11 protein-coding genes and 1 other annotated feature (1 of these 12 running past the window's edge) are annotated in these 12063 nt (G+C 56.5%); of the genes, 2 read left to right on the top strand and 9 right to left on the bottom strand.

What is annotated here, in order from left to right:
• The 3 genes from INF61_RS02125 to tal all read right to left on the bottom strand — a co-directional run.
• Positions 1-1291, bottom strand: partial view of an MFS transporter gene (locus INF61_RS02125; protein ID WP_227413434.1) — the 5' portion only. The gene continues 110 nt to the left of window position 1, outside the view; only the first 1291 of its 1401 coding nucleotides appear in the window; it begins with the start codon at positions 1289-1291; its stop codon lies off the left edge, out of view.
• 122 nt (positions 1292-1413) lie between these two features.
• On the bottom strand, positions 1414-2001 hold the full coding sequence (mog, locus tag INF61_RS02120) for a molybdopterin adenylyltransferase (RefSeq protein ID WP_063157555.1): 588 nt from the start codon (positions 1999-2001) through the stop codon (positions 1414-1416).
• 110 nt (positions 2002-2111) lie between these two features.
• Positions 2112-3065, bottom strand: coding sequence for a transaldolase (tal, locus tag INF61_RS02115; RefSeq protein WP_003856481.1), 954 nt, complete (start codon positions 3063-3065; stop codon positions 2112-2114).
• A gap of 262 nt (positions 3066-3327) precedes the next feature.
• Here tal and INF61_RS02110 point away from each other — a divergent pair, with 262 nt between their 5' ends.
• Both INF61_RS02110 and yaaA read left to right on the top strand, forming a co-directional pair.
• Complete coding sequence (locus INF61_RS02110; protein ID WP_017383821.1) at positions 3328-4761, top strand: sodium:alanine symporter family protein; 1434 nt, start codon at positions 3328-3330, stop codon at positions 4759-4761.
• A 66-nt stretch (positions 4762-4827) separates the two neighbouring features.
• Positions 4828-5601 (top strand): peroxide stress protein YaaA, encoded by a 774-nt coding sequence (yaaA, locus tag INF61_RS02105; protein WP_015572628.1) that lies wholly within the window; start codon positions 4828-4830, stop codon positions 5599-5601.
• A gap of 32 nt (positions 5602-5633) precedes the next feature.
• On the opposite strand, the gene INF61_RS02100 is transcribed toward yaaA, so the two are convergent.
• From INF61_RS02100 to INF61_RS02075, 6 genes are all read right to left on the bottom strand, one after another.
• A complete protein-coding gene (locus INF61_RS02100; protein ID WP_015572627.1) occupies positions 5634-5921 on the bottom strand; it encodes a DUF2502 domain-containing protein in 288 nt (95 codons plus the stop codon).
• 248 nt (positions 5922-6169) lie between these two features.
• Positions 6170-7456 carry a threonine synthase gene (gene thrC / locus INF61_RS02095; protein ID WP_193547486.1) on the bottom strand — a complete coding sequence of 429 codons (1287 nt, stop codon included), beginning with the start codon at positions 7454-7456 and terminating at the stop codon, positions 6170-6172.
• 3 nt (positions 7457-7459) lie between these two features.
• Entirely contained in the window at positions 7460-8389 is a 930-nt protein-coding gene (gene thrB, locus INF61_RS02090) for a homoserine kinase (RefSeq protein WP_047726399.1), read from the bottom strand.
• 1 nt (position 8390) lies between these two features.
• Positions 8391-10853: a bifunctional aspartate kinase/homoserine dehydrogenase I gene (gene thrA, locus INF61_RS02085; RefSeq protein ID WP_032647186.1), complete on the bottom strand. Its 2463-nt coding sequence runs from the start codon at positions 10851-10853 to the stop codon at positions 8391-8393.
• A gap of 25 nt (positions 10854-10878) precedes the next feature.
• Positions 10879-10996, bottom strand: a sequence feature (Thr leader region).
• Positions 10935-11003 carry a thr operon leader peptide gene (gene thrL, locus INF61_RS02080; protein WP_015572623.1) on the bottom strand — a complete coding sequence of 23 codons (69 nt, stop codon included), beginning with the start codon at positions 11001-11003 and terminating at the stop codon, positions 10935-10937. It overlaps the preceding feature by 62 nt.
• 211 nt (positions 11004-11214) lie before the next feature.
• Positions 11215-11901, bottom strand: coding sequence for a tRNA/rRNA methyltransferase (locus tag INF61_RS02075; RefSeq protein ID WP_017383824.1), 687 nt, complete (start codon positions 11899-11901; stop codon positions 11215-11217).
• Between the last annotated feature and the right edge of the window lie 162 nt (positions 11902-12063).

Here is a 12063-nt window from a genome sequence, read left to right as displayed (position 1 = left end):
GCGCCCCGGGGGGGGGGCCCCCACGTCCCTCTGACTGGCGAAGCCACACCCCCAAAACCAGCCCCATCAGCGATAACGCCAGCACGTACCACGCAGGTGCAAGGGGTGACACCCCCATCAACACCGTCACCACAATCGGGGTCAGCCCGCCGAAAATGGCATACGAGACATTATAAGAGAAAGAGATCCCAGTGAAGCGTACCTCCGGCGGGAAGGCGCGGACCATTACGTACGGTACGGCGCCAACGACGCCCACGCACAGCCCGACGACACCGTATAGCAGGAACAGCTGTTCAGGATGGGTGCCCGCAAGATGATAAAATGCCCAGCTCGACGCGGCCAGAAGCAGACTGCCGACAATAAAGGTCGCGCTTGCGCCGAAACGATCCGCCGCCAGCCCGGCGGCCAGACAACCAAAGCAGAGCATAATTGTCGCGATACTGTTCGCCTGTAACGTCACGGCAGGCGCAAAACCGTACTGTTTTTGCAGCCAGACCGGTGACATCAAAATGACCACCACGATCCCCGCAGACAGCAGCCAGGTCAGAAGCATCGACACCACTACCGCTTTTTTATGCCGCACTACTACGGTTTTCACCGGCAGTTCTTGCGCCAGCGCCTTCCGCTGCTGCATTTCCAGAAATATTGGCGTCTCCTGCAACCAGCGTCGCAGGTACATTGCCACCAGCCCAAACGCCCCGCCCAGCAGGAACGGTATACGCCAGCCCCAGTCGTGAACGGCCTGTTGCGTCATGCTGGTATTGATGATGGTTGCAACCACGGAGCCAAGCAGGATCCCGATCGTCAGCCCTGCGGTCAGCGTTCCGCACGCAATGCCGATGCGGCGCACCGGGACGTGCTCAGCGACAAACACCCAGGCGCCCGGCACTTCCCCGCCGATGGCCGCGCCCTGGAGAATACGCATCAGCAGCAGCAATAACGGGGCGATAATGCCCATCGACTCATAGGTAGGCAAAAGCCCAATCGCCAGCGTCGGCACGGCCATAAGCAGGATGCTGAGGGTAAACATCTTCTTGCGCCCGACCAGATCGCCAAAGTGCGCCATGACAATGCCGCCCAGCGGACGCGCCAGATAGCCGGCAGCGAAAATGCCGAAGGTTTGTACCTGACGCAGCCATTCCGGAATATCCGCCGGGAAAAACAGCGCCCCCACAACGGCGGCGAAGAAGACAAAGATGATGAAGTCGTAAAACTCCAGCGCGCCGCCCAGGGCAGCGAGCGTGAGGGTTTTGTAGTCCTGTCGATTCAGAGGTCGGGTGTAATGTGACATAGCGAACCATTGTGCATGTGTTGTGGATTATTTTTTACAGCAATCGTAAAGAAAAAATTACTATATCGTAAATCCATTTACACGCTACCGCGGCTGGCGCTAATGTCACATTTTAAAGAATTTCAGGAGATTGTTTCGCGGCGAGCGCTTTTAGGGCGAAATGCTGCTACCACGTTGCCGTCAGTTTCCACATACGGACCGTTAAGCAGTTGTATACAATACGGTACACTTGCAAAGATACCGTGGACGATAACGCTGCCGTCCTCGGCTTTTACCCCTTCAAGCGTTTCTTTTATCGACTTCGGCTGCCCCGGCAGGTTCAGGATCAGCGCCTGTTTGCGGATCACCCCGACCTGACGGGAAAGAATGGCCGTCGGGACAAAGTGTAGACTGATCTGGCGCATCTGCTCACCGAAGCCCGGCATTTCACGATCGGCGATAGCCAGCGTCGCGTCCGGCGTTACATCGCGGCGCGCGGGGCCGGTTCCGCCCGTCGTCAGCACCAGGTGGCAGCTCATCTCATCCACCAGTTCACACAGGGTTTGCTCGATGATCGGCTGCTCGTCCGGGATCAGGCGAGTCTGGATCTCAAACGGGGTAGTGAGCGCGCTGCCCAGCCACTCTTCCAGAGCAGGGATGCCTTTATCCTGATAAACACCGCTGGAGGCGCGGTCAGAAATCGACACTAAGCCGATGCGTAAGGTATTCATATCCATTCCATTCAAAAAGTACTGATTAAAGGGAATGATACACGCAGAGAGAAAATTCAGACAGAGGCAGGGGAAAGACGCGTGACCGGGAACCCGGTCACGCAGAATGATTACAGCAGGTCGCCGATCATTTTTTCCAGTTTTTCCTGGTCGATAGCAAACTTACGGATACCGTCCGCCAGTTTATCTACGGCCATTGGATCCTGGTTGTGCTGCCACAGGAACTCGGACTCGGTGATGCGCTCAGGGCGTGCTTTCACTTCGCCGGTGTAGGACAGTTTACGCTCGATAGCACCTTCGCTTTCTGCCAGCTCTTTCAGCAGCGCAGGAGCGATGGTCAGGCGGTCACAGCCAGCCAGCTCGATGATTTCGCCGACGTTACGGAAGCTTGCGCCCATAACAACGGTCTCATAGCCGTGCTGTTTGTAGTATTCGTAGATTTCAGTCACTGAAATCACGCCAGGATCTTCAGACGCCGCGTACTCTTTCTTGTCGGTGTTGGCTTTGTACCAGTCCAGAATACGGCCCACGAACGGAGAAATCAGGTATACGCCAGCTTCGGCACATGCACGCGCCTGCGCGAAGGAGAACAGCAGAGTCAGGTTACAGTTGATGCCTTCTTTTTCCAGCTGCTCAGCAGCGCGGATGCCCTGCCAGGTAGACGCCAGTTTGATCAGGATACGGTCATTGCTGATGCCCGCATCATTGTACAGTTTGATCAGGCGTTTTGCTTTTGCGATAGACGCTTCGGTGTCGTAGGACAGGCGAGCATCAACTTCGGTAGAGATACGGCCAGGAACGAGCTTCAGGATTTCCAGACCGATGTTCACTGCCAGTTTGTCAGTAGCATCCACAACCTGCTGCGCGCGGTCATTGCTCTGTGCTTTTGCCCAGGTCACCGCCTCGTCGATCAGTTTGCGATACTCAGGGATCTGCGCGGCGTTAAGGATCAGAGAAGGGTTGGTTGTGGCATCCTGCGGCTGGTACAGCTTCATTGCCGCGATATCTCCGGTGTCAGCGACGACAGTGGTGAACTGACGAAGGGAGGTCAATTTATCCGTCATGATAGTGTTTCTCTTTTAACGTGCCCTGGATAATTCACACTACCGACAGCTTGCCAGCAGCGGAAAAATGACAGGTTTACTTGTTAGGGGGATGTAACCGGTCTGCCCTGATGATAACACGAGTGAGAGGCAGCGCAACCGCAGACAGTGCGCTTAGGCAGAGTATGATAAACTCAGAATATTAACAGGCTGCTAAGTAACAGCATGCACAATTAGTGGTAGCGCTTACATATTCACTTTGGCATCAACAAGAGGGACGTTAGTGCCTGATTTCTTTTTCTTTATCAACGAAGTCCTCTGGGGTTCGATCATGATATACCTGCTTTCAGGAGCAGGTATCTGGTTTACGTGGCGCAGCGGTCTGATTCAGTTTCGCTATATCCGCAAATTTGGCAGAAGTCTGAAAAACAGCGTCACCCCACAGCCGGGCGGCCTGACCTCGTTTCAGGCGCTCTGTACCAGCCTGGCCGCGCGCGTCGGCAGCGGTAACCTGGCCGGTGTCGCGCTGGCGATCGGCGCGGGCGGTCCGGGCGCGGTATTCTGGATGTGGGTGACGGCGATTATCGGTATGGCCACCTCCTTTGCTGAATGCTCGCTTGCGCAACTCTACAAAGAAAAAGACGGCAAAGGTCAGTTTCGCGGCGGTCCCGCCTGGTATATGGCTCGCGGGCTGGGAATGCGCTGGATGGGCGTTCTGTTCTCGATCTTTTTGCTGATTGCCTATGGCCTTATTTTCAATACCGTTCAGGCAAATTCCGTCGCCCACGCGCTGCGCTTTGCCTTCAATTGTCCGGAGTGGCTGACGGGCGGCGCGCTTGCCCTTCTCACCCTCCTGACCATTGTGACCGGGCTCAAAGGGGTTGCCCGCCTGATGCAGTGGCTGGTTCCGCTGATGGCGCTGCTGTGGGTGTCCACCAGCCTGATGGTATGCGCGATACATATCGACGAGGTGCCGAACGTCATCGTCACCATTTTCCAAAGCGCGTTCGGCTGGCGCGAAGCGGCTTCCGGCGCGCTGGGTTACACCCTTAGCCAGGCACTCACGGCGGGTTTTCAGCGGGGTATGTTCTCCAACGAAGCGGGAATGGGCTCCACGCCGAATGCCGCCGCAGCGGCCGCATCCTGGCCTCCGCATCCCGCCGCGCAGGGCATTGTACAGATGATTGGCGTCTTCACAGACACCATTGTTATCTGCTCCGCCAGCGCGATGATAATGCTGCTGGCCGGTGCCGCTGAACAACCGTCCGGTAGTACGGCAGGTATTCATTGGGTACAACAGGCGCTGGTCTCCCTCGTCGGCGGCTGGGGCGCGGGCCTTGTCGCACTTGTCGTGGGACTTTTTGCCTTTAGTTCCATTGCGGTGAACTATATCTATGCCGAAAACAACCTTATCTTCCTGAAAGTTGACTCGCGTCTGGCCCGCAACATCCTTCGCGCGGGCGTGCTGGCGATGGTGTTTGTAGGTTGCCTGCTCAGCATGCCGATGATCTGGCAAATAGCGGACGTCATTATGGCGCTGATGGCCATCACGAACCTGACGGCCATTTTGCTGCTTTCACCGGTTGTGGCGCTGATCGCGCGCGATTATCTGCGTCAGCGCAAGCTCGGCGTACAGCCCGTCTTTGACGCCTCACGCTATCCCGAAATCGAGTCACAAATTGCCCCTGGCACCTGGGATGATTTGCCGCGGCAATAACAGCTATCGATCAATTCAGGGCGATTTTTTGTTAAAGTCGCTCTAAATTTCCTGCAAGGACTGGATATGCTGATTCTGATTTCACCTGCCAAAACGCTCGACTACCAGAGCCCGCTCGCCACTGAGCGTTATACCCAGCCGGAATTGCTGGACTACTCGCAACAGCTGATCCACGAGGCGCGTAAGCTTTCGGCTCCGCAAATCGCTTCGCTGATGAGCATCAGCGATAAACTCGCCGACCTGAATGCCACCCGTTTTCATGAGTGGCAGCCTGACTTCACGCCCGCCAACGCCCGCCAGGCGCTGTTGGCCTTCAAAGGTGACGTCTACACTGGCCTGCAAGCAGAAACGTTTAGCGAAGCCGATTTCGATTTTGCCCAGCTGCATCTGCGCATGTTATCCGGCCTGTACGGGGTGCTGCGACCGCTGGATCTGATGCAGCCGTATCGTCTGGAGATGGGTATCCGCCTGGAAAACGCTAAAGGTAAAGATCTGTACCAGTTCTGGGGCGATGTCATTACCGACAAGCTTAACGCGGCGCTGCAAGCCCAGGGGGACAACGTGGTGATCAACCTGGCCTCCGATGAGTACTTCAAATCGGTGAAGCCGAAGAAGCTGGATGCGGACATTATCAAGCCGGTATTCCTCGACGAGAAAAACGGCAAATTTAAAGTGATCAGCTTCTACGCCAAAAAAGCGCGCGGTCTGATGAGCCGCTTCATCATTCAAAACCGTCTGACGAAGCCAGAGCAGCTCACTGGCTTTAACAGTGAAGGGTATTTTTTCGACGAGGCATCGTCAGGAAAAAACGAGCTGGTGTTTAAGCGTCACGAGCAATAAAAAGACAACCCCGCCAGCTGGCGGGGTTTGTGTTAATGGTGCTTCCGGTCCGGGCCCGGGCGACGATCGTCATGACGGTGGTGATCGTCACGATCGCGATGTTCATCGTGCGGACGCCAGTGGTTATCGCGCCAGTCATAGTGAGCTTTCCACCAGTCATGGTCGCGCCAGCGGCCGCCATCCCAGTAGTGCCCGTTATTATCCCGATCGCCAATTTGCAGTTTTACCGCTGGCACGAGGGTGATCTCAGCTGCCTGCACCGCCATGGGAGCGACCAGCATCAGTGAAAGCGCGATAAGTGCAGGTTTCAGTGTAGACATAGGTGACTCCTTATTCTTCTTGCCCAACGTGGGCCGATATAAGGAGAGTACGTGATGGGGACGGGGGATGTTATTCTCTGCAATCCTAAACGCTAAGTGACCGCATTTATTGGGAATTTCTGCTTTTTTCCTGCTGTTTTTCTCCTTAATTTCTTCACAAAAAAGCCGGGTGGCGCTGCGCTTACCCGGCCTACGATGAGTTCGCCGTTGTAGGCCCGGTAAGGCGAAGCCGCCACCGGGCAGCACAATCACGCTCGGGCCATCATCAGCTTACGCAGCGCGGCAAAGTCTGCGGGCAGCTCATGAGACAGCAGCGGCAGGTCGGCGCGATCGGCCAGCTCTTTTGGTAGCGGCAGCGTTTCCCCCAGGATCGCTTCCACGCTCTCTTTGAACTTGGCCGGATGGGCGGTGCCGAGGAACAGGCCATACTCACCCGGTTGAAGCTGATCGCGCAGGGCACGATAGGCAATCGCCGCGTGCGGCTCAGAGGTATAGCCCACCGCTTTCAGCTCGCGCATGGTGGCTTTAGTGGTTTCGTCCGTCACCGCTGCGTAACCCAGATCGCCCAGACGCCAGACCTTACAGCGGAACAGCTCTTCCACACGCGGCCAGTTGTTAGGCTGTGACACATCCATCGCATTGGAGAGCGTGGCCTGAGTCGCGTTCGGCGCCCATTTTCCGTCCTTCAGGAAACGCGGCACGGTGTCGTTGGCGTTGGTGGCGGCGATAAAGCGCTTCACCGGCAGGCCGAGTGATTTCGCCAGCAGGCCTGCCGTCAGGTCGCCGAAGTTCCCACTTGGCACGGAAACCACCAGCTGATTGCGCGCGTCCTGCGGCAGCTGCGCCACCGCTTCGAAGTAGTAGCAGATCTGCGCCAGCAGACGGCTGATGTTGATGGAGTTGGCAGAGTTCAGCCCCAGCGCCGCCTTCAGCTCTTCGTCATCGAAGGCCTGCTTCACCAGCGCCTGACAGGCATCGAAATCGCCGTCGATCGCCACGGTTTCAATGTTGCCCCCAAGGGTGCAGAACAGTTTTTCCTGAAGCGGGCTGATTTTGCCTTTCGGATAGAGGATCACCACGCGGACGTTTTTCAGGCCGTAGAACGCATGGGCCACCGCCGCTCCGGTATCGCCTGAAGTCGCGGTAAGAATGGTCACCGGTTTGTCGCCGCTAATGTGGGTCAGCATCTGCGCCATAAAGCGACCGCCGAAATCTTTGAACGCCAGCGTCGGGCCGTGGAACAGCTCCAGACAACCAACGTCAGGCTCCACCTGCTTCACCGGCGCCGGGAAAGCAAACGCCGCACGCACGCGCTCTTCGAGCAGCTCCTGCGGGATTTCGTCGCCGATAAAGGCAGACAGAATTTTGGTGCTGCGGGTGACAAAGTCCTGCTTCAGCAGCTCATCGATTTCGGTCAGCTGAAATTCCGGCAGGTCGTGGGGGAAGAACAGCCCCTGATTTTTGCCAAGCCCCTGCGTTACCGCCTGCGCGAAGCTGACCTGCTCGTTATGATCTTTAAGGTTGTAGAGTTTCATTCGTTATCCCAGTACTCGTGCGCCAGCCGTGTCCAGACGGCAAATATGAACAAAGCCTTCCTGATTTTGCAGGTAGTGTTTAGAGAGCCAGTCCGCCACGCGCTGCGCGGTGTCTGGCTTGTCGCATAAGGCGAACAGCGTCGGGCCGGAGCCGGAGATGCCGCACGCCAGTGCGCCGATATCCATGGATGCCTGTCGCGCTTCGTTAAAGCCCGGCAGCAGCTTCGTGCGATACGGCTCGGCAATGACGTCTTTCATCAGTTTCGCCGCCAGCTGCGGCTGACGGGTGTAGCAGGCGTGAATAAAGCCCGCCAGATGACGCCCGTGGGCGATACAGTCCTGACGACGATACTGCGCTGGCAGGATCGCACGCGCTTCGGCGGTAGACACTTTAATGCCCGGATAGGCCAGCACCCACAGCCACTCATCAAACCCTGGCACCTGCTGGCTGATGATGCCATTTTCTTCAATCATCAGCTGCATGCCGCCAAGGAAGCACGGCGCCACGTTATCATAATGAATGCTGCCGGAGATGCGCCCTTCCAGCTCGCCCATCAGTGCCAGCAGACGGCTGTTGTTCAGCGGCTTGCCGCAATGCTCATTCATCGCCACCAGCGCGGCGACCACCGAGCAGGCGCTCGAGCCCAGCCCCGAACCAATCGGCATGCTCTTTTCCAGCGTCATGGCGACCGGCACGTTTTTGCCGATCTCCTGACAGAAGCGTTCCCAGCACTGATAAACGATATTCTCGCGCGGTTCAGACGGCAGCTTACTGGCGAAGCGGCCGATGTTATTCAGGCTGAAGCGCTCTGCCGCCTCAACCGTAACCGTATCGCCCAGCAGCGAACCGTCCACCGGCGTGACCGCCGCGCCCAGCACGTCAAATCCGACGCTCATATTGGCGCTGGAAGCCGGGGCATATACTTTAACCATCTTAAACTCCTAACTTCCATGACAGGGTACGCAGCAGATCGGCAAACACGCCTGCCGCCGTCACATCATTCCCTGCGCCATAGCCGCGAAGCACCAGCGGCAGTGGCTGATAATAATGGCTGTAGAACGCCAGGGCGTTCTCGCCGTTTTTCACCTTGTACAGCGGATCGTTGCCATCCACTTCGGCAATCTTCACCCGGCAGACGCCGTCTTCTTCAATGTTGCCAACATAGCGCAATACCTTACCTTCATCACGGGCTTTCGCAACGCGTGCGGCAAAGGCGTCGTCAAGCTGCGGCAACCTGGCCATAAAGGCGCTGACGTCACCGCTGTCATCAAATTCTGCTGGCAGCACCGGCTCAATCACGATATCCGAAAGCTCCAGCTCGCGGCCAGTTTCGCGCGCCAGGATCAGCAGTTTACGCGCCACGTCCATGCCGGAGAGGTCGTCGCGCGGATCCGGCTCGGTGTAGCCCAGCTCGCGCGCGGCGCGGGTGGCTTCCGACAAGCTCATCCCTTCGTCCAGCTTGCCGAAGATAAACGACAGGGAGCCGGAGAGGATGCCGGAGAAACGCTGTAGTTCGTCGCCCGCGTTCAGCAGGTTTTGCAGGTTCTCGATGACCGGCAGGCCTGCGCCCACGTTGGTGTCATACAGAAACTTACGGCGCGACTTACTCGCCGCCAGCCGCAGCTGGTGATAGTAATCCATCGACGAGGTGTTGGCCTTTTTGTTTGGCGTCACCACGTGGAACCCTTCGCGCAGGAAGTCGGCGTACTGATCGGCCACCGCCTGGCTGGAGGTACAGTCAACGATCACCGGGTTAAGCAGGTGATATTCTTTCACCAGGCGGATCAGGCGGCCCAGGTTAAATGGCTCTTTCGCCTCTTCCAGCTCCGCCTGCCAGTTTTCCAGATTCAGACCGTGGACGTTAGTCAGCAACGCTTTCGAGTTCGCAATGCCGCAAACGCGCAAATCGATATGTTTCTTCTTAAGCCACTCCTGCTGGCGCTTCACCTGCTCCAGCAGCGCGCCACCGACACCACCGACGCCCACCAGGAACAGCTCAATCACCTGGTCGGTGTTGAACAGCATCTGATGCACCACGCGCACGCCGGTAGTGGCGTCATCGTTATCCACGACAACGGAAATGGAACGCTCTGATGAGCCCTGGGCAATCGCCACGATATTAATATTGGCCCGCGCCAGCGCGGCAAAGAATTTGGCGGAGATACCGCGCAGGGTGCGCATGCCGTCGCCGACCACAGAGATAATCGCCAGACGCTCCTGAATCGACAGCGGCTCCAGCAGCTCTTCTTTCAGCTCCAGATAGAACTCTTCTTCCAGCGCGCGACGGGCACGCAGGCAATCACCCTGCGGAACGCAGAAGCTGATGCTGTATTCGGAAGAAGACTGCGTGATCAGCACCACGGAGATCCCGTTGCGGGACATAGCGGCAAAGACGCGTGCCGCCATGCCGACCATGCCCTTCATCCCCGGGCCGGAGACGCTGAACATCGCCATGTTATTGAGGTTAGAAATGCCTTTCACCGGCAGTTCATCTTCATCCGCGCTGGCGCCAATCAGCGTGCCCGGCGCCTGAGGGTTACCGGTATTCTTAATCAGGCAAGGGATTTGGAACTGGGCAATCGGGGAGATGGTACGCGGGTGAAGAACTTTAGCGCCGAAGTAGGAAAGCTCCATCGCTTCCTGGTACGACATCGACTTCAGCAGCCTGGCGTCCGGTACCTGGCGCGGATCGCAGGTATAAACGCCGTCGACGTCAGTCCAGATCTCACAGCAGTCTGCGCGTAAACAGGCGGCCAGCACGGCGGCGGAGTAGTCAGAGCCGTTACGCCCCAACACCACCAGTTCGCCCTTCTCGTTACCGGCAGTAAAGCCAGCCATCAGGATCATATGGTCAGACGGGATTTTGCTCGCCGCAATACGGCGTGTCGACTCGGCAATGTCGACGGTGGATTCAAGGTAGTGGCCCACAGCCAGCAGTTTTTCAACCGGATCGATGACCGTCACGTGGTGACCGCGCGCTTCCAGCACGCCTGCCATGATGGCGATAGAGAGTTTTTCACCCCGGCAAATCAGCGCCGCGTTGATGCTGTCCGGACACTGACCAAGCAGGCTGATACCGTGAAGAACGTGTTTAATCTGGGCAAATTCAAGTTCAACGGTGCTTTTCAGCTGCGCCAGCGGGAAACCAGGCTGGGCGTCGGCCAGCCCCTGAAGCAGATCGGCAAAGATACGCTCGGCGTCGCTGATGTTCGGTAGTGCATCCTGACCACCGATGGTTTTTTCAATCATCGCCACCAGGTGGTTCGTGATTTTGGCCGGGGCAGAGAGCACGGTGGCAACCTGCCCCTGCCTGGCGTTGCTTTCCAGGATATCGGCAACACGCAGAAAACGTTCTGCATTTGCCACTGACGTACCGCCGAACTTCAACACTCGCATGGTTCTACCTCATTTCCTTTAGCCGAAAAAAAAAGCCCGCACTGTTCAGGTGCGGGCTTTTTTCTGTTTTTCCTGTACGCGTCAGCCCGCATCGTTACCTGTGGTAATGATGATGGTTGTAGTAATGGTGGTGATGCTGATGCGTTTCATGGATGTTGTGTACTCTGTCATTATTATCTGTCTGTGCTCTATTCTTTTAGGGTTAAAGGATCGAGCCCCTTAAGTCAATGAATTTTTAATTCGATCACAATTCGGGACATTCTCACGTCCCGCTGCGGGCAGATTTATTTTCATCGGAATAACCCAGATGCAACCCCAGACATCAGCAGGATCGGCCATAATAAAAACCTATGACACTATTTTACTCGGCTAATTTTTTTTCAATATCATGAAGCAATCGGTGCAGCATTGCCGTGTCGCGCTGCTCAAGGCGCCCCAGGCGCTGCTGTAACCAGTCCACCATTTTTTGATCGTCAGCGACGCCCAACTGCTCAAGAAGGTTATCTGCACGAACACGCAGTGCCGCCAGCTGGTTTTCATCCGAAACTGTCACCGGTGGCTGAGAAATTTGTATTAAGGATGCTAATTGATAGCAATAGACCATCACCGCCTGCCCCAGATTGAGTGACGGATAATCCGCCACCATCGGCGCGCCCGTCAGCACGTCAGCCAGCTCCAGCTCTTCGTTAGTCAGCCCGGAATCTTCTCGCCCAAACACCAGCGCGGCTTTCTCCAGCCACTGGCTTTTCTCTTCCAGCATCGGCACCAGTTCAGCAGGCGTGGCGTAATAGTGAAACTTAGCCCGGCTGCGCGCGGTCGTCGCGACGGTAAACGAAATATCGTGGAGTGCGTCGGCGAGCGTAGCGTAAGTGGTTATATTATCGAGAATATCACCCGAACCGTGCGCCACCCAGCGCGCAGCAGGCTCCAGATGCGCCGTGCTGTCCACAATACGCAAATCGGTAAACCCCATAGTCTTCATGGCACGCGCCGCAGCGCCAATATTTTCAGCTCTTGCTGGTGCCACCAGCACAATCGACAGATGCATTTACGCTCTCTTTTTAATCAGTTAGCAGGTAAAAATGTGATTCAGTTCAACATATTACGCAGCACGAATTTACAATTTTGCAACACAAATCACCGAAATAGCGTTTCATAACAATTAAAAAAAGCTAAACTATTTTGTGGCTGAACAATCAGTTAGAATGTT

The sequence above is a fragment of the Enterobacter cloacae complex sp. P18RS genome (assembly GCF_014982105.1).
Classification (GTDB): domain Bacteria; phylum Pseudomonadota; class Gammaproteobacteria; order Enterobacterales; family Enterobacteriaceae; genus Enterobacter; species Enterobacter hormaechei_C.
This window is presented reverse-complemented; position numbering and strand designations above follow the sequence as displayed.